Origin of the sequence: Corynebacterium silvaticum (assembly GCF_004382825.2) — a bacterium.
Taxonomy (GTDB): domain Bacteria; phylum Actinomycetota; class Actinomycetes; order Mycobacteriales; family Mycobacteriaceae; genus Corynebacterium; species Corynebacterium silvaticum.
Genome location: NZ_SDQO02000002.1, coordinates 578,001 through 596,577 on the forward strand (window position 1 = coordinate 578,001; position 18,577 = coordinate 596,577).

General features: G+C 53.5%; 17 protein-coding genes and 2 pseudogenes. 17 read left to right on the plus strand and 2 right to left on the minus strand.

Translation table 11 applies throughout. The features are described from left to right. Window positions 1-33 precede the first annotated feature (33 nt). The 16 genes and pseudogenes from ET810_RS06930 to ET810_RS07000 all read left to right on the plus strand — a co-directional run bounded on the left by ET810_RS06930 (window position 34) and on the right by ET810_RS07000 (window position 15,629). Window positions 34-1,410, plus strand: a complete 1,377-nt coding sequence (locus tag ET810_RS06930) for an L-serine ammonia-lyase (RefSeq protein ID WP_087453391.1) — start codon at window positions 34-36, stop codon at window positions 1,408-1,410. Between the two features lie 210 nt (window positions 1,411-1,620). Continuing rightward, window positions 1,621-2,700 (plus strand): asparaginase, encoded by a 1,080-nt coding sequence (locus ET810_RS06935; protein ID WP_087453392.1) that lies wholly within the window; start codon window positions 1,621-1,623, stop codon window positions 2,698-2,700. 535 nt (window positions 2,701-3,235) lie between these two features. After that, a complete protein-coding gene (locus tag ET810_RS12015; protein ID WP_087453394.1) occupies window positions 3,236-3,487 on the plus strand; it encodes a hypothetical protein in 252 nt (83 codons plus the stop codon). 1,154 nt (window positions 3,488-4,641) lie between these two features. Then, a pseudogene (locus ET810_RS06940) lies at window positions 4,642-5,865 on the plus strand (acid phosphatase). 292 nt (window positions 5,866-6,157) lie between these two features. Further along, window positions 6,158-6,556 carry a 30S ribosomal protein S8 gene (gene rpsH, locus ET810_RS06945; RefSeq protein WP_013910810.1) on the plus strand — a complete coding sequence of 133 codons (399 nt, stop codon included), beginning with the start codon at window positions 6,158-6,160 and terminating at the stop codon, window positions 6,554-6,556. Window positions 6,557-6,571: 15 nt separating this feature from the next. Further along, on the plus strand, window positions 6,572-7,108 hold the full coding sequence (gene rplF / locus ET810_RS06950; RefSeq protein ID WP_087453395.1) for a 50S ribosomal protein L6: 537 nt from the start codon (window positions 6,572-6,574) through the stop codon (window positions 7,106-7,108). A gap of 3 nt (window positions 7,109-7,111) precedes the next feature. Further along, a complete protein-coding gene (rplR, locus tag ET810_RS06955; protein ID WP_134316168.1) occupies window positions 7,112-7,519 on the plus strand; it encodes a 50S ribosomal protein L18 in 408 nt (135 codons plus the stop codon). 40 nt (window positions 7,520-7,559) lie between these two features. Then, complete coding sequence (gene rpsE / locus ET810_RS06960) at window positions 7,560-8,186, plus strand: 30S ribosomal protein S5 (RefSeq protein WP_013241228.1); 627 nt, start codon at window positions 7,560-7,562, stop codon at window positions 8,184-8,186. Between the two features lie 2 nt (window positions 8,187-8,188). After that, the gene (gene rpmD / locus ET810_RS06965) at window positions 8,189-8,374 is read left to right on the plus strand and encodes a 50S ribosomal protein L30 (protein WP_013241229.1); all 186 of its coding nucleotides are present in this window, start codon (window positions 8,189-8,191) and stop codon (window positions 8,372-8,374) included. A gap of 3 nt (window positions 8,375-8,377) precedes the next feature. After that, entirely contained in the window at window positions 8,378-8,824 is a 447-nt protein-coding gene (rplO, locus tag ET810_RS06970; RefSeq protein ID WP_087453396.1) for a 50S ribosomal protein L15, read from the plus strand. A gap of 228 nt (window positions 8,825-9,052) precedes the next feature. After that, window positions 9,053-9,511: a hypothetical protein gene (locus ET810_RS06975; protein WP_087453397.1), complete on the plus strand. Its 459-nt coding sequence runs from the start codon at window positions 9,053-9,055 to the stop codon at window positions 9,509-9,511. Between the two features lie 552 nt (window positions 9,512-10,063). Further along, a complete protein-coding gene (locus tag ET810_RS06980) occupies window positions 10,064-11,311 on the plus strand; it encodes an extracellular solute-binding protein (protein WP_087453398.1) in 1,248 nt (415 codons plus the stop codon). 112 nt (window positions 11,312-11,423) lie between these two features. Beyond that, a complete protein-coding gene (locus ET810_RS06985; protein WP_087453399.1) occupies window positions 11,424-12,830 on the plus strand; it encodes a carbohydrate ABC transporter permease in 1,407 nt (468 codons plus the stop codon). Then, window positions 12,830-13,708 (plus strand): sugar ABC transporter permease, encoded by an 879-nt coding sequence (locus ET810_RS06990; RefSeq protein WP_087453400.1) that lies wholly within the window; start codon window positions 12,830-12,832, stop codon window positions 13,706-13,708. Before ET810_RS06985 ends, ET810_RS06990 begins: the two co-directional genes overlap by 1 nt. Before the next feature lie 167 nt (window positions 13,709-13,875). Continuing rightward, on the plus strand, window positions 13,876-14,619 hold the full coding sequence (locus ET810_RS06995; RefSeq protein ID WP_087453401.1) for a TraX family protein: 744 nt from the start codon (window positions 13,876-13,878) through the stop codon (window positions 14,617-14,619). Between the two features lie 212 nt (window positions 14,620-14,831). Then, complete coding sequence (locus tag ET810_RS07000) at window positions 14,832-15,629, plus strand: formate/nitrite transporter family protein (protein WP_087453402.1); 798 nt, start codon at window positions 14,832-14,834, stop codon at window positions 15,627-15,629. Window positions 15,630-15,656: 27 nt separating this feature from the next. On the opposite strand, the pseudogene ET810_RS07005 reads toward ET810_RS07000, so the two are convergent. Further along, window positions 15,657-16,974 (minus strand): annotated as a pseudogene (locus tag ET810_RS07005) (DUF4032 domain-containing protein). Window positions 16,975-17,020: 46 nt separating this feature from the next. Further along, on the minus strand, window positions 17,021-18,157 hold the full coding sequence (locus ET810_RS07010; RefSeq protein ID WP_087453403.1) for an ABC transporter ATP-binding protein: 1,137 nt from the start codon (window positions 18,155-18,157) through the stop codon (window positions 17,021-17,023). 128 nt (window positions 18,158-18,285) lie between these two features. On the opposite strand from ET810_RS07010, the gene ET810_RS12020 reads away from it, so the two are divergent. Then, on the plus strand, window positions 18,286-18,426 hold the full coding sequence (locus ET810_RS12020; protein ID WP_166741068.1) for a hypothetical protein: 141 nt from the start codon (window positions 18,286-18,288) through the stop codon (window positions 18,424-18,426). Window positions 18,427-18,577: the final 151 nt, after the last annotated feature.

Consider the following 18,577-nt stretch of genomic DNA (forward strand, 5'->3'; position numbering starts at 1 on the left):
GCGATAACCTCGCACTGTTCCCTAGGAGCAAGAATGTTTATCAGTAGTTTCGACATGTTCAAGATCGGCATCGGTCCTTCGAGCTCACACACGCTCGGCCCGATGAAGGCAGGAAAGGCCTTTGCCGACGAGCTTGAGGCACGAGGGCTTCTCGACGCCACCGTCCGTGTACAAGCAGATGTCTATGGCTCTTTGTCCCTCACCGGTATCGGACACGCAACCGATAAAGCCATCATCATGGGTCTTGCTGGTTTTGAGCCAGAGTCCGTGGACATCGATGCGATGCCAAGTTTCTTGGAAGAGGTAGCCTCTCTTCAACGCCTGCCATTGTCTGGTGGAAAGAAACTAGTGAACTTCCCACGCGGGAAGGACATCGTTTTCCACAACACCTGCCTGCAGCTGCATGAGAACGGCATGACCATCACTGCGTTCTCTGAAGAAGAAGTGCTTCTACATAAGACGTATTTCTCTATCGGCGGTGGATTCATCGTGGATGAAGAGCACTTCGGGGCAGCCGATGAGGATACTTCTTCCGTTCCGTTTGCTTACCGCAGCGCAGAAGAGTTTCTCACGATGTGCGACATTGAAGGGCTCAGCATCCCGGAGCTAGAGTGGCGCAATGAGACATCAGCTGCCTCTGAAGAGGACGTGCGTGATCACCTGGCCAAGGTCTGGAACGTGATGCGTACTGGCATCGAACGTGGTTCGAGCGCTGAGGGAATTCTCCCCGGTGAGCTTCGGGTCCCGCGTCGTGCAAAGGCACTGCGGACTCGCTTGGAAAACACGAGCGAGAATGAGCCATTGCGCATGATGAGCTGGCTTAATATGTTTGCCCTTGCCGTCAATGAGGAAAACGCTGCTGGTGGTCGCGTTGTTACGTCTCCTACAAATGGCGCTTGTGGCGTTCTGCCCGCTGTCCTGTCTTATTGGGACAAGTTGGTGGCGCCTGTGGATGAGAAGATGTACACCGATTACTTCCTCACCTGCAAGGTTGTCGGTGCGCTCTACAAGATGAACGCTTCTATTTCTGGTGCTGAGGTCGGTTGCCAGGGAGAGGTGGGCGTCGCTTGTTCGATGGCGGCGGCCGGTGTTGCGCAACTTATGGGCGGAACCCCGCAGCAGGTCTTCATCGCAGCTGAGATTGCAATGGAGCACAACTTGGGCCTTACCTGTGACCCCGTGTGTGGCCAGGTACAGGTTCCTTGCATCGAGCGTAACGCCGTGGCTGCTGTGGAGGCCGTCAACGCCGCAAACATGGCTTTGCAGCGTGAGTCGAACCCGACGGTATCACTAGACCAGATCATCACGACGATGTATCAGACTGGCAAGGACATGGACTCCAAGTACCGCGAAACCTCCCTTGGCGGTTTGGCTAAGGTCGTGCTTCCTAAGTTGATGCCGTGTAGCTAGTTTTCAATCACTGTCTAGTCCATGCCTAGCGCATGTTGGTGAACAGACAAAAGAACACCTTTGCATGGATAAAAATGATCGTGACATTAGTTTTCACGGGCGTTGTATCCCTGCAAAGGTGCTTTTGGCATTCGCGCGATAACACTTATAAGCGTTGCGGTGAATGGAATCATTGGCCGCATTGAGTAGCAAGAAGGAAGGTAGGATCGTATGACTCAGTTGTTCTCTCGCCGCCGCTTTCTCGGGGCCACTGCTCTAGCTACGGCTGGCGGTATTGGAGTGCTTACTGCGTGTGCACAAGAAGGTTCTCAACCCAGTGGCGCCACCAACCACGCTGAGGAGATAGATTATTCAGCGATCTCTGGGCATGTAGTCGTTTTATCTACCGGTGGAACTATCGCTAGTACCAATGTTGCCGGGGCGCTGGTCCCCACGGTAAGCGGTGAAGAGCTTGTAACGCCTGTGTATAAAAAGTTTTCTCAAGACAAACTCACGATCGAGGTTCGTCAGGTAAGCCAGCTGGATTCTTCTGCAATGACGTTGAAGGATACAGATACCATTATCCGTGAAGTGCTTAAGACGGTGAAGGAAGACAACGTCACAGGCGTGATAGTTACGCACGGTACTGATTCGATGGAAGAATCGGCCATCGCCGTGGACACGTTCCTCAGCGGTGATAAGCCTGTGGTCTTTACCGGTTCGATGCTGCCTTTCGACGATCCTCACACTGACGGTCCCGACAACCTCACTTTGGCTGTCACCGCAGCAACAGATACTAAAAATCAAGGGAAAGGCACTTTTATCGCTTTTGGCGGCACGCTGATCCGGGCACGCGGCGCATACAAATCCCATACCTCTGAAAAAGATGGTTTTCGCACTAACGCCGGCGACGATCTGGTTCGGCCTAAGCCGCTAGATTTTAAGCCGTTGGAGTCATACCGGGTAGACATTATCGCGGCCTATCCGGGTGCACCTCGTGCGCTTGTCGACGCCGCCATCGCCACCGGAGCGCAGGCCCTAGTCATTGAGGGGATGGGCGCAGGAAACGTCGGCGGCGATATCGCAGAGGGAATCGTGGCTGCCGCAGAGAAAAATATCCCGATAGTTATGACCACGCGTGTGGATGCTGGGCTAGTGGAAGGCACCTATGGTGGCGCAGGCGGCGGAGCTACCCTTGCACAAAAAGGCGTGATTGGCTCGAATTACTTGCGGGCGGGACAATCGCGCATTGTGCTTGCAGCCGCTCTGGCCACCGGAACGGATCCCAAGGTGCTCTTTAACGAGAGTTAACCAAAGAGCGCAAGCCGGCTGAGGCGTGCTCGGGGTGTGCCAGCCGGCTTGTGATGTGCGCTTTTTTAGTTCGTTGGGGCTTTTTGTGAAATTCCTGCGACGAAAACGATGCTTGCTGCGACTAAAATGCAATGGCGATGGACGCTATGCTGACAACAAAACCGTACTTAGTAACTAAGTCTTTCTCCGTCATTATCTTACGAATCGTGTGTAAAGAAGCATCGATGCTGTCTATGTAAAGATATTTCTGAATGCTGTGTGCTTCTGCGAATCCGTTGTAGTTGGTAACATGTTCTGACAGCTTCTCCATTGTAACAGCCCTTGTCTGTCATAGTCACCGTGAGATGAAGAATGGTCTGGCTTTCTCTGTGGGCCGACCAGCCGAGCTTTCACAAACAATCTTCTAAGTATCTCGTGACGAGCAAGGGTAAGATTTTGTGATTTCAGATTGCGTTATACAGCAAGTCATAGGTAAAGATGTGGCAATGAGCTTTTGGTTTATTTGAAATGTGATCACTAGTAAAGGAAACAAGTTATGGTAGATCCAAAAAAATTTGACTCTGGAGATCAAGGGAGTTTCTCTAGCTGGAATTGGCGTTTCAAATTAGCAACTGCAATGAGCGTCCTTAGCATGGTAGCTGGGGCGGTTCTTCTTATATTGGGTTTCACAGTTTTCAGTGGATTTGCTGCTAATGTCGTTGCATATTTCCTGATGGCCGGGGGTGGATTAGGTGCGCTTGTTACTCCAATTTTCGCTGCACGGTATCGAGAGAAATCCTCAAGGTAATGCACTCGATTTTTTAGGGTTCTGAACTTGATTTAGAATCTCTGTTTTCGTCAAGCACTCCAACAAATTATCTGAGGTGTGTTTTTTCACTTTCCTCCAGGAGGCCTCGAACGGATCTGATTCCGTTTGTCAGATGCACAATCTCAGCCCAGTCAGGTTGCGGAGAAAACTAGTATGCCGCTATGGCGGGTGAACGCTATGACGCACAGCGCAGACGAGAGCTGGAAAAGGAAGTTGGGAAACTCTGCGAAGAACGAGAGATCTTGCAAAAGTTCATGAAATATTTCGCGGCAGAGACCAACTGGTGATCCGCTTCCCATTTGTTGATGCCCATTGCATCGGGCACTCGATCAAACGGATGTGCTAGTTCCTCGGCGTGGACAGGACGTTCCATTATAAACGACAGTGATCGTCGTAACGGCAGGACCTGTGATGATGAATTCTTAGCCGCAGAGATATAGATAGATATCTTCGAAGAATTCGATGCTTGTTGTGGAGTGAAGAGAATCACTGTGGAATTCAAAGCTCAGACAAAGTTTTATCCTGTTAACCACAAGTTTGTGGGCAGAGCGATGAAAGACAGGAGACGCAAGGGCTACATTATGCGTCGCATAGTGAAGGCGTCCTGACGAAGGAAGTGCGTCAGGCAGTTTATCGAAGTTATAGACATGGCTTACTGGGAATGCAGGTCCTTTGATGGTGTTGCTTTCCAAGCTGATCACGACCAGTCATGCTTTCACCGAACACTGCAGCGCTCAGGGGGACATGCACCGCACATAACACCGCTTTAGAAATGAAAACGAGATGCATTTCATAGCGGATCTTTTATTGCGGAATCACAAGACAGGGAAGAGTTATGAAATGCGTCTTAAGGGGGATGAGGGAGTCGGAACAAAAATGCAGGATGTGCGTTTCTCAGTGGGGGCAGTCAAGAAACAAGGATGTGATCCAGGAAGAGCTTCTTGTCGCTGATTGATCGCGCCCGTTAAAAGACCCAACTCTCGGGAACCCCGCTTACACGATTCATATCTTGGTATAAGTGAAATTACGTTGAGCGCTTGGACAGCAGAGACACGATGGTTCGCGCGTCTGAGAAGCGCAGCGGTGAAAAGCGAAGGCTGCGGCTGACCTATGAAGGAGAAACCTTGTCCAAGATGAATCGCCGGTTACTGAGTTCGCTGTGTGTTACGGCTTTTATGTTTGCTGTAACCACACCAGTAAACGCACAGTCGTCCCTTCCCCTGCCTCCGGCATCACAGGCGGGATCGTCCCTGGCTCCTCCGCCTGTTCTGCATCCTGGTGCTCCTACTCCACAACCGTTTGCCCTGCGGATTACGTGGGGTATATCTCCGATATCAGTTCTTACAGCGGCGGAACTTACTACGACGTGGTGTCTAACTTTGAAGACCTGCGCCGGAATCATCCGAAAGCGCTAGAAGAAAACTCGGCGACGTCGATACGCATTAATAATGAGGCCACCTCGGAGACCGTGGCCCGGGCGCAGCACGCGACGCCCTCACCGAACGTGACGGCGTGCTCATGGCATTTTCGGATGCCCTAGGCCCCACGCTTGGAGGTTATCTGCGTACCGCACTCGCAGAGAATCGGCTGCCTAAGCTGCAGATGCTTCTTGGGGGATGGACGGCGCGCGCCGGGGGGCCAGCAAGTTCCACTTTTGTGGAAAAGAACATTTTTAGAAATCCACGCCCATACATTGCACACCCCGATGCGATTCGCCAATACCCAGTCGCGCATCATGATCTGTATCCAACATCGGGTTCTTTCCCCTCGGGACACACGAATCAAGCAGCGTGGACGACTGCCCTGTGGGCTTATATGCTGCCCGAATTTTCCGCTCAGCTATTGGATAGGGGATCGGAAGCAGGGTTAACCGGGTAGTACTTGGAGTCCACTATCCGCTGGATGTGATCGGTGGGCGGATGACAGGGAACGCGGCTGCGGCAGACCGTCTTAATGACCCGAAGATGCGGGCAGCATTGGACGCTGCCGGGGCAGAATTACGTGCGGAGTTGGAATGGCGCTGCGGGAAGAACTTGTCGGAGTGCGCCGCAGACATAGGAGCAAAGCTGCAGGCGGTGCACGCATACACAGAGCGCATGAACTATGGGATGAAGCCCCGTGTGTACGCCACCGAATCGCCGATGGTGGTGCCACAGGCAGCTCCTGTGCTCTTGTCATCTGCTTTCCCGCATCTGACATGGGATCAGCGTGCTGAAGTACTGCGTCAAACCGCGTCCGAGGCGGGTTATCCATTAGATGATCAGAGCCCGCGAGGGTCCTGGCAACGGATTAATTTGGCACGCGCTATGGCTGCAACCGTAACGGTGGATGAGCGCGGTGCGGTGAGCGTCGATTAGCTAGTGCAAGGGGCGTCGAAAAAAGTTTGTAAAAAAAGTTGGCAAGAAGAACCGCGTAGAGTAAGCTGGCCACTCGGACTCGTGCGCCCTTATCAAGGTGCTGCCGAGACCACTGTACAAATTTTCATACCTACTTTGTTGTAGGCCCCTCGCCTTATGCGACCGTGTGGACATGTGGCAGCGAGCGCCCCAAGCTACTGAGTTTGGGGAGCGTAAGTGGCCCGAGAGCACGCGGTAACGCACGTTTAAAGGTGGGTAGGAACCGCAACGAGAAAGGCGCCAGGTCACTTTTATGACCATGACAGATCCTATCGCCGACATGCTGTCGCGCGTGCGCAACGCAAACCACGCGCACCACGACGTTGTGTCGATGCCTTCTTCCAAGCTCAAGGCAAACATTGCTGAGATCCTGAAGCAAGAAGGTTACATCGCTGACTACAAGGTTGAGGAAGTAAAGGTTGGCAAGACCCTTACCCTGAACCTGAAGTACGGCCCGAACCGTCAGCGCTCCATCGAGGGCGTTCGTCGCGTTTCCAAGCCAGGTCTGCGCGTGTACGCAAAGTCCACCAACTTGCCGAAGGTCCTTGGCGGCCTGGGCGTGGCTATCATTTCCACGTCTCAGGGTCTGCTGACCGATCGTCAGGCTACCGAGAAGGGTGTAGGCGGAGAAGTTCTCGCCTACGTCTGGTAAGGGAGGAGACGAAATATGTCACGTGTAGGTAAGGCACCTATCGCTGTTCCATCCAGCGTTGAGACCAAGATTGACGGCCAGCTCGTTGAGGTTAAAGGTCCTAAGGGAACCCTGAGCTTCGAGCTTCCAGAACCAATCCGCGCTTCTCTTGAAGACGGACAGATCACCGTGGTCCGCCCGGATGATCACCGCAAGAACCGTTCGCTGCACGGTTTGTCTCGTTCACTCGTTAACAACATGGTTGTTGGCGTGACCGAGGGCTACACCATCAAGATGGAAATCTTCGGTGTTGGCTACCGTGTTGCTCTTAAGGGCCAGAACCTTGAGTTCTCCCTTGGTTACTCCCACCCGGTCCTGATCGAGGCTCCGGAAGGCATCACGTTCGCTGTTGACGGCAACACCAAGTTGTCTGTCTCCGGTATCGACAAGCAAAAGGTCGGACAGATCGCCGCCATCATCCGTCGCCTCCGTAAGGATGATCCTTACAAGGGCAAGGGTATTCGTTATGAGGGCGAGCAGATCCGTCGCAAGGTCGGAAAGACGGGTAAGTAAGCAATGAGCAACAACGAGAACAACAACGGCAAGCGTCTGCCTGTGGGCAAGGACATTTCCACCCGCCGTCGCATCGCTCGCGCACGCCGTCAAAACCGCATCCGCAAGAACCTGCGTGGTACCGCCGAGACCCCACGTCTCGTCGTCCACCGCACCTCTCGCCACATGCACGTTCAGGTCATCGACGACTTCGCTGGCCACACCTTGGCTGCTGCATCCACCTTGGAAGCAGAAGTTCGTGCAATCGAGGGTGACAAGAAAGCTAAGGGCGCTAAGGTCGGTCAGCTGATCGCCGAGCGCGCTAAGGCTGCTGGCATTGAGTCGATCGTTTTCGACCGTGCTGGCTACAAGTACCATGGCCGTGTTGCTGCACTGGCCGACGCAGCTCGTGAAGGTGGTCTGAAGTTCTAATGACCGCTATCTCCATGAACATCAACGGAAGGATTGCGTAATGCCGGGACGTGAACGGCGTGACGGCGGACGCTCCGCCGACGACAACCAGAAGAAGAACGATCGCCGTGGCGGACGCCGCGATGATCGTCGTAACCAGCAGCAGGACGAGCGCTCTCAGTACATCGAGCGCGTTGTTACCATCAACCGCGTCTCCAAGGTCGTGAAGGGTGGTCGTCGCTTCAGCTTCACCGCTCTCGTGATCGTCGGCGACGGCAAGGGAATGGTCGGCGTTGGCTACGGCAAGGCCAAGGAAGTTCCAGCTGCAATCCAAAAGGGTGCTGAGGAAGCTCGCAAGAACTTCTTCCGCGTTCCAATGGTTGCCGGCACCATCACTCACCCAGTTCAGGGTGAGGCAGCAGCAGGCATCGTTATGATGCGTCCGGCTGCACCTGGTACCGGTGTTATCGCCGGTGGCGCAGCTCGTCCAGTGCTTGAGTGCGCTGGCGTTCAGGACATCCTCTGCAAGTCTCTTGGCACCGACAACGCCATCAACGTAGTTCACGCTACCGTTGCTGGCCTGAAGCAGCTCAACCGTCCTGAAGAGGTCGCTGCTCGTCGTGGCAAGACCTTGGAAGAAGTTGCTCCGGCTCGTATGCTGCGCGCACGCGCAGGACAGGAGGCGTAACCATGGCCCTGAAGATTACTCAGCATAAGGGTCTGGTTGGTGCAAACCCGAAGCAGCGCAAGAACATGGCTGCTCTTGGTCTCAAGCGCATCAACCACTCCGTCGTACACGAGGACACCCCCGCAGTGCGCGGCATGATCAATGTGGTCCGCCACATGGTGTCTGTCGAAGAAGTGGCAGGGGAGTAAAACATGAGCGAACCAATTAAGCTCCACGATCTGCGTCCTGCAAAGGGTGCAAACAAGCCAAAGACCCGCGTTGGCCGCGGTGAGGCTTCCAAGGGTAAGACCGCTGGTCGCGGTACCAAGGGCACCAAGGCTCGTAAGCAACTTTCGGTTGCTTTCGAGGGTGGCCAGATGCCGATCCACATGCGTCTGCCAAAGCTGAAGGGCTTCAAGAACCCTTCCAAGGTTTACTACCAGGTTGTCAACGTTGCTGACCTGGAGAAGGCCTTCCCGAATGGCGGCGAGATCGCAGCTGTAGACATCGCAGCTGCTGGCCTCGTTCGTGCAAAGCAGCCTGTTAAGGTTCTTGGCGAGGGCGAAATCAGCGTTAAGCTGACCGTTTCCGGCGTCAAGTTCTCCAAGTCTGCTAAGGAAAAGATCGAAGCCGCTGGCGGCTCGATCGCTGAGGCTTAATTCTCAGGTAACTGAGAAGTTTCTCACTAAAAAGCCGTACCTACTCCGCATTTGCGGTGGTGGGTACGGCTTTTTCTTATTTTAATTTCTGGTTTTTATGTTTGAGGCTATTAAAAATTGACCAAAAGCTTATTCAACGTTAACATGAAAATAACCTAACACGCCGGGTGTTTTTATAACTTATCCCTATGGTGTGTATTTTTCTCAACTCTTAAAAGGGGATCACTCATGCAAAAAATCAAACTCTCACTTATTGCCGGCGCGGTGTGCTGCCTAGCGCTAGGCGGTTCCGTGGCAGGGGCTTCGCAGGTTTTGCTTACCGACAATGGCGCGCAGGAGACTGACGTTCGCGAGACCGTGGAGAAGCAGGGTGACACCTGGACATGTAAGCGAGAATCCTGGATTACTGGTGGCGACCAGTCGTATCCTTTAATTTCCCAGGGTCCTTGCACTGTTCCTGAACTTGGTCGCGCCTATGAGAAGCTGCGCTCCTGGAATGGGCAGGATCCCCGGATTCTTGAGGCTGATTTAATGAACGCTGCTGAATTGCGTGATCACTATAAGAAACTGAGCGAGGAGCAATCTGAGTTGCTTGATGATTTGACTCAGAATGGTGATTCTTCAGTCAAGCAGAAGGTCGAAAGGCTAAAATCTCGCCTTTCTGGCCCGAGCCGAACCGGCCGCTAATCTCATTCAATCCCCTAGATGTGAACAAGCATCTAGGGGATCTCTCCTTTTCTGGGGCCTTTGAATATCTGTAGCCATTGTTCGGCTGGCTTAGCTCTCTTTGATAAACCCCGATCAAAATGGGCTATTTTCATATATTTGCACAGTTATTGGTTATCGTGTGCAAGATCTCACTCTGTCCGATGTTGGTTATTACCGGTTCCGTTTGGGGTGATCTTTGCGGGGGTCTCCTTTGTGTTCAAAGGAGGTGTGATGTCCGACCAATCGCCAGCTAGAAGCCACTTTATTGACACTTTTTCTCTTATTGGTTTTTCCTCAAAAAGCGGCAATGTTGGCCGGTTAATGCAGGTGGGGTTGCAAAGGGGTGGGTGGGCTGCGAGTATGGGGGTCTGTGAGTTAGTGCATAAACTTTCGGGTTACTCGAAAGTGTCACAGGCGGTTGCTAAGTGCTTGACAGGTGATTACCACTTTAAGAATGCTTTATCCGGGCATGAGTAAAAGAGGTAGTCGTCCCCCAACTTATCCCCCTAATCTCTAAAGGCGGTGAAGTGGATGAAGATCCGCGCAAAGAAGGCCCTCAGCGTATTGGCCATTTCAACCCTCGTTCTTGCCGGTTGCTCCAGCGAAAAGGACTCCAAGGGGTCGAGTGCTTCGGGTGACTCTAAGGGCGGCAAGATCACTCTGAGCGTGTGGAGCTCTCAGGAAGACCAAGATGGCTCAGGCGGATGGTTGCAGTCCGTTGAAAAGAAGTTTGAAGAGACACATCCGGACTATGACATCACATGGAAGAACTCGGTGGTTGGCGCTGATCAGGCTGCAACGACCGTAAACCAGGATCCTTCGGCAGCAGCTGATGTCTATGTCTACGCTAATGACCGCCTAGGCTCGTTGTTGGATTCGGGTGCTGTTGGTGAGCTTTCCGACGCCGGCATGAAGCAGCTCAGCGAGCAAGCCGAGGACACCATCGCCGCCAGTGTGAAGGGACAAGACGGCAAGGCTTATGGCCTTCCGATCGAGCCGAACACCTGGTTCATGTACTACAACAAGTCAAAGCTGAACCAGGAAGACATTAAGTCCTTTGACACCATGCTGTCTAAGGCTAAGGTCTCTTTCCCTATGTCTAACTCCTGGTACTACCCAGCGTTTTATGCTGGTGCAGGCGCTTCCTTCTTTGGCAAGGATGGCTTGGATGAGGCCGCTGGCATCAAGCTTGGCGACAAGGCCGGTGAAGTAACCAAGTACCTGACAAACGTTGTGAAGAACCCCAACTTTGTCAACGACGCTGAAGGCTCCGGCATCGGCGGCCTAGCTAATGGCTCTGTAGATGTTGTGTTCTCCGGTTCCTGGGATGCCAAGAACATCAAGAAGGCTCTGGGCGATAACTATGGTGTCGCAAGCCTCCCGACCTTCAAGCTCGATGGCCAGGATGTTCAGATGAAGTCCTTCTCCGGTTCCAAGGCAATTGCTTACAACCCCAACACCAAGAACCCAAAGGTTGCTTCTGAGTTCGCAGCTTTCCTCGCTTCCACTGAGTCTCAGAAGTCGCACTTTGACAAGAACGGTGTTATCCCAGCAGATAAGACGCTGGCCAAGGATGCTGCTATCGCAGCTGACCCTGTGGCAGTCGCACTGTTTGAGACCGTTGCCAATGCTTCGATCCTGCAGCCAACCCTGAAGCCAATGTCTGACTTCTGGGATCCTGCAACCACCTTCGGCAAGGCCCTGGTTAACGGCGAGGTCAACCCCGAGAATGCGGTGACTAAGACCGACGCTTGGACCTCTAGCTTTAGCAAAAAGTAGTCCCTGAATATGCGTATGTTGAGCCCAGTCTGCGTGCTGGGCTCAACGTGTGCATGAGCAGTTTTTCAAAAGAACACACTTTTAAAAGCCACAGGAAGGGGAGTGCGGACTCATGAAAGCTGGAGCCCACCGCGGTGGCCTGCGAACCAAACCGAAGCCAAAGACGCAAAAACGCAACGATGAGCCGAGTCTCTATTCGCTGTCTAACGCGTGGGCTAACGGAGACGCCATTACAAAGGCCTCGCTTGTTGTCTTTGGTCTTGGCAACCTAGTGCGTAAACAGTTTCTCAAAGGAGCAGTGTTCCTTGGCATAGAGATAGCCGCTATTGCACTGTTTATGAGCAAAGGAATTAAGGCGCTTCAAGAGTTGCCAGGTCTTGGTACTGGCGAACAAGGTCGCGTCAAAGTAGACGGATTCTGGGTTTATAAAAACAGCGACCCGTCGGTTGTTTTGTTGCTTGAAGGCGTGGCCACGATCTTTCTTCTTATCGTCTTCCTGTGGCTAGCTACAATCGCGTTGCGCAGTGCGTACAAGGCACAGACGTTCGTCGAGAAGCAAGGACGCGCGCGTACGCTGAAAGAAGACTTGCATGCGTTAACTGATGAAGACGCGCCGATTATGCTGATGTCGCTTCCTACGGCCGGCATTTTGATCTTCACAGTTTTGCCGCTGATTTTTATGATCAGCATGGCATTTACCAGCTATGATTCTCGGAATGTTCAGAAGTTTGACTGGGTGGGGCTAGAGAACTTTGGCAAGGTGTTCTCTAACACCGGTGGTGAAGTTAATCTGCAGATCTTTGTTGGCGTGCTCACCTGGACTCTGGTGTGGGCGTTCTTTGCCACATTCCTCAATTACTTCCTGGGCATGTTCTTGGCCATGATTATTCAGCGCAAGACCACCCGTGGAAAGGCGTTCTGGCGAGCGATTTTCTCCCTATCTGTGGCTGTTCCGCAGTTTGTTACGCTCCTCGTGCTGCGCAGTATGTTGCAGCCAGAGGGCATCGTGAACCGCCTGCTGCTGGATTGGGGCTGGATTGATAGCAGCCTGCCGTTCTTCACGGATGCAACGTGGGCGCGCGTGACGGTGATCATCGTTAACCTATGGATCGGTATTCCGTACACAATCATGCAGGTCACGGGCATTCTGCAGAATATTCCGGGCGAGCTCTACGAGGCTGCGCGTCTCGACGGCGCCAGCTGGTGGCAGACTTACCGCAATGTGACGTTGCCGTACATGTTCTTTGTGATGACGCCGTACCTGATCACCACATTTACTGCGAACGTGAACAACTTCAACGTGATCTACATGCTCTCCAAAGGCGACCCAACACCGATTGGCGCCTCGGCTGGTAAAACAGATCTCCTGATTACGTGGCTGTACAAACTCACGGTTGACCGTGGTGACTACAACGTGGGTGCGGTGATCGGTATCTTGACCTTCATTGTTCTCTCTACCGTGGCACTGATTACGTATCGACGAAGCGGCTCTTATCGCAACGAGGAAGGATTCCAGTGATGAGCACCAAACAAGTAGGGATCCGTGGAAGCCAGCGTCGTACGCGACAGCTTGTCGATTTCCTCGTTCATCTCTTTCTCACCGTCCTGGCGATCATTTGGGTGGTCCCCATCGTCTGGGTTGTGGCAGAAAGCTTTAACAAGAACACCGCTCCGTACACGAGCACCTTTTTCCCCACGGAATACAGCGTGGACAACTATGTTCAGCTCTTTACCGACCACTCAGTGCTGAACTTCCCCAAGATGTTCTTGAACACCCTGATCATCGCCTGTTTTACCTGCGCGATCAGCGTTGTCTTCGTGCTCTTTGTCTCCTATTCCCTGAGCCGTCTGCGTTTCCGGTTCCGCAAGGTCTATATGAATACCGCGCTGATCTTGGGAATGTTCCCCGGCATCATGTCGGTGGTGGCTATCTACTTCATCCTTAAAGCGATTGGCCTTACCCAAGGCTGGACCACCACGTTGGCGTTGATCATCGTGTATTCCGCCGGAACGGGCATGGGCTTTTACGTGATGAAGGGATTCATGGATACGATCCCGATTTCACTGGATGAGGCAGCGCTTCTCGACGGCTGCACAAGGTGGCAGGTCTTTACCAAGATCATTCTTCCGATTTCTAAACCGATGATTGTGTATCAAGCGATTGTGGGATTCTTGACCCCTTGGCTGGACTTTGTGCTTGCAAAAGCAATCGCTCGAACGCAGGAAAACTACACGGTTTCTCTTGGCCTATGGAAGATGCTGGAGAAAGAATATATCTACGATTGGTTTGCACGCTTTGCCGCAGGTGCCGTGTGCATCTCTATCCCCATCACGATTTTGTTCATCGTGATGCAGCGTTACTATCAGGAGTCGATGGCTGGTTCCGTTAAGGGATAGTAAAGCTCGTTGTTCGTACAACAAGTACCCTCGTGTTGGTCATAGACCAAAGGAACACGAGGGCATCCCGCTGCAATGGGCACAATCAACAAAGACCACCGAGAGCCACGTACAGCACCGCATGCAAACCTGAGGCGCTGTACACGCAAGCAGAAGCGAGGAAATGAATGGATGTTCAGCGACGTCAGAGAGGTTTTAGCGCTCATAAGCTGGCTGGCCTAGCAGGGTTTTTCATCATTGCGTCCTCGTTGGGCTCTCTTCTGGTTCGCCCCACGGGCTCGGGGTATGCGGATGCAGGCTTGGGCTTGCTGACTGTGGGAATCGTGATGGAGGTCATCTCTTGGTGCGCAATCCCACTCGTCGCCTGGCTCTACACGCTGGCAATCAAACGCGGAGTGAACCGATGGCGTCTTGCCGCGTGGACGTTCCTTATTGCTGCGGTGAGCGAGGTTCCTTATGATCTGGCCTCGGAACGACGGGTGTGGAGCACGGAGTCGCAGAATCCTGTGTGGGTTCTGCTGATAGCTCTCGTGGTGCTGGCAGCTATCGATATTACGGCGCAGCTGTCTACCGCTGCGAGATGGGCAGCGATGCTGGGGGTCACTCTTGCCGCAGTGTTTTGGATTGTGGCGCTTTCCTTGGGAACGCGTTTTGGAATCATCCCCATGGGGATCGCCTTACTCGGATTCATCATGATTTTTTATCTCCTCTGGGGATCCGAGAATCGCATGATGTATTCCGCTGGAGCTTTTGGTGCAGCGATGTTTATTTCGCCGGCGCTAGGAACAGTATTTTTGCATTACCGTCAGCCGCTGCTGGACGAGGAAGGTTCCTTGCCGGCCGCCTGGATTCCGTGGGCTTACCCTGCGGTTCTCCTGTGTGCGGGACTTATCGCCACGGTGCTGATGTAAAAAGGTAGCAAAGCCGTCCTTGATTGTGTACAGGCATAGGGCTGCTCACGCTGGGCGCGCATGCGGGAAGCTGAGAATGTGAATAGTTTCTCACTCTCCTCAAATAAAGAAGAGATGCTCTAACATCGATCTGTTACGTTCGCGCGAACCGAGACCACCCCTTCGCGGGGGCGCAGCGCGGACTCATCTCGATTTAGGAAAGGTCGTGCACGTTGACCGCGCCCGCATCTCTCAACGATAAAGTCTCCTCAGCAGTAGCAAAGAAAGTCGCCCTCTTTGACACTGACTTCTGGCGGTATTCTGTCCGCTGTATCTTCGCTGGTGTTTACCTCACCCTTGGAACAGCTTTCGCCGTTACCCTCGGACAAAAGCTCGATCATATCGTTCCCGGCGTGGGCTACCCGGTCTTTGGATTAATGTTCTTTGTCGGCCTGTACACCATAGTGTTGCTCAACGCAGAGCTTGCTACCAGCAACATGATGTACCTCGGATTCGAGGTTGTTAATAAAAAGGTGTCTTTGTCCAAGGCCACCCTCGTGCTTCTGGTCTGCACCTTTTTCAACCTTGTGGGTTCTGCACTCGTGGCCTTTTTGCTGAGCAGAGCAGTCGCGTTCTCTCACGTGGATGCAGAGAGCCTGGTCTCTACTATCACGGAAACTAAATTGGCCAAGGCCTCTTTGGGTCTCCTCATTGAGGGAATTCTGGCTAACGTCGTGGTTAATATGGGCATCATTGGTGTGGCCATGATGAAGGAATTCTCCGGTAAGCTTCTTACCCTGGCGTTTATCATCAGCATGTTTACTGTGATGGGGCTTGAGCACGTTATCGCAAACTTTGGTCTTGTCTCTTTGGTTGGGTTTAGCGCCGAGACGCTCCCAGCCCATTTTGATGCTGCGCATATTGCCCACAACTGGGCGGTCGTCTTTGTCGGCAACCTGCTAGGCGGAGGCGTGTGCATGGGCGCCGTGTACGCCTGGCTTAACCGGGGAAACGACAAGTACCGCGACTAAAAAGCTTATCGACACCCCCGCACCTTCCTAATCCTCCGATAGCTCGTCGTGGGGATCTTGATCCAGCATCCGCTCCTCATCTGGTCGGTGCGACAGGATGGTTTTTGCGTAGTCTGCCGCTGCAGTATCCAGCGGCACCTCATGCCCTGCGTTCTCTGAGAGATACCACTGATGTTCGAGAACCTCATGGAATATCTGCGCGGGCTGCAGCCGTGCCGAATACTCCTGTGGGATAGCCGCTAGCGTGGGCTCAAAAATATGAGTCAACCATTCATGGGCGATAGTGCTCATCGGCCGGTGACTATCTGAGTGGATGGCTCGGTAGGTCTCAATGGCATTGAGTATGCGTCGGGCCTGGTTTTCTTGCACGTCGAGGCCGGTGAGACGCATGAGCGCACGATGATGATGCCCTGCGTCGACCACCCTAGGCCTAATATGCACAGACTGTCCTTCATCGGAACTCGTGAGCTTGAGCTCTCCTACGTCAAAGCCCAATGCGTTGAGCTTGTCTATACGCTGCTGCACTTTCCAGTGCTCATCTGGCCTAATGGTTTGCTCGGCGGTCAGTTCCTCCCACAGCAGGGTGTACTTTTCCACGATGCGGTTGCCTATTTCTATGGCATCGACGTCTGGGGAAAGGAGTTTGCCGCTTTGCAGATCCATAAGTTCACCGATGATGTTTACCCGTGCGATGTCGACGTCGTAAAGCCTGCGTTGATCGCTGAGTTTAGGCTGTAGCTCGCCGGTTTCTGCGTCGACAAGGTACCCGGAAAAAGAGTCTGCGTCTCGACGAAACAGCATGTTGGAGAGGCTGACGTCACCCCAGAAGAAATTCAGCAGGTGGAGGTGGACTAAGAGGACGGCGAGTGAGTCGATAAGCCGGGTGGCTGTTTCCGAGCGCATGGACTGAGAAAAAACCGCGCGGTAGGGCAGTGAAAACTCCAGATGTTCCGTGACCAGCGCCGCTGTGAGGGGTTCCCCGGTGGCGTCGACACGCCCGGTGATCACAGCAAGAGGGCGTACCGACGGCGCCCCTAAGCGATTGAGATCCCGCAGCGTTTTGTACTCATTGTAGGCAACCTTTTGCCCGATCTCTTTGATCGCAAAAACCCTGCCGTCGATCCCCACAAAGCGCACCACATGGCGCGAAATGCCCCGTGGGAGCGACGCCAAATACTCTTCTGGCCAAGTCTTCTAGCGGAAGCGACCAGGGCAGCTGTAGCAATGCTGGGGCGATAGTGCCGTTGGTTATCTGCATAGAGGGGGGTAGCAGGCATGAGGACTCTTTCACGGAAGCTTCGAGGAGACAGGGGACAATGCCGAGGCTAATTGCGCGAAAGCCCACGCGGGGAAGATCCCGTGTGGGCAGCGGCGGTAAGAGCTAGACGTGCTTATTCTGGAAGTCGCACGCCCGTGGACTTGGAGAAGTTGTGCTGAGCGCCCTCACGGATACGAACATGGACGATGGAGCCAATGGGAGGCGCTGCATGCGGAGCAGTGCGAATGATGATTTCATCGGTGGACTCGTCATCGGGGTTAGCGTCCGTGCCAGAGCCGAGCGATCCGCCACCTTCCAGCTTGCCGTACATGTAGGCATCGGAGCCGAGCTCCTCGACTAGGTGTAGCTTCACCGGAATGGTGTTCGGGTCGTTTTCAGAAACAACCTCAAGCGCCTCGGGGCGGAAGCCGATAATAATCTTGCCGTTATCAGCAGGCGTAATAGCTGCACGGGTTGCTGGGCTCAGCGGAACCCGTGCCTTGCCCAAAACGGCATGGTCGCCTTCGATCGTGAAGGTTCCCAAGTTCATGGCTGGGGAACCGATAAAGCCAGCCACAAACTCGTTTGCAGGGAAATCGTAGAGCTCACGAGGCGTGCCCACCTGCTGCAGCACACCGAACTTAAGCACCGCGATACGGTCGCCCATGGTCAGAGCCTCAGTCTGGTCGTGGGTCACATACAAGGTGGTAACACCAAGTTCGCGCTGAAGAGCAGCGATTTGGGTGCGGGTCTGGACGCGAAGCTTCGCATCCAGGTTGGAGAGCGGCTCATCCATGAGGAAGACCTCAGGCTTGCGGACGATGGCGCGACCCATAGCCACACGCTGGCGCTGACCACCGGAAAGCGCCTTTGGCTTGCGATCAAGATACTCGGTGAGGTCAAGGGTGCGGGCAGCCTCTTCAACGCGACGGTTGATTTCTTCCTTGGGTTTCTTATCAATCTTGAGCGCAAACCCCATGTTCTCACGGACAGTCATGTGGGGATACAGCGCATAGTTCTGGAAGACCATGGCGATATCGCGATCACGCGGAGGCATATCCGTTACATCACGATCACCGATTGAGATGCGGCCAGAGTTGACGTCTTCAAGGCCTGCCAACATGCGCAAGGTAGTAGATTTACCGCAGCCTGACGGTCCCACGAGGACCAGGAACTCGCCGTCCTCAATATGAAGGTCAAATTCATCGACGGCTGGTTTATTCGCGCCGGGATAAACGCGGGATGCTTTTTCAAAGGTCACTGATGCCATAGTGGGGCAACTCCATTTCTTCATCGGCAGGTACGTGCCGAACGGTCCGTAGTAAAGAATCGCGTGGAAGCGTGCCTGAGGGCTAAAAACCTCGGGTACTACCTATGCGCAGTAATTAAGGCATAGACATGATTATTGTACGGGGAAAGTACGTGATGTGGACACACAATGAAAAAGTTGAGATGTATGACTCATCTCGTGTGGAGGGGGCGTGGGGCTGTGCGGGAGGCTGCGCCCGGCTGGCGCGCGTCGGCACGCAAGTACAGTAGCTTAGGGGGCCCTAAAGCTAAAAATAACCTTAACTGTGTAGTTGGTGGGGTGCGGTGGTAGAGTAAAGCGGTCAATCATGTCCAACCTCAACTTTTGATGGAATGCGAGCTTCCGCAAGGGGCCTAGCAGGAGAAAAGGGAGAGAATCCTA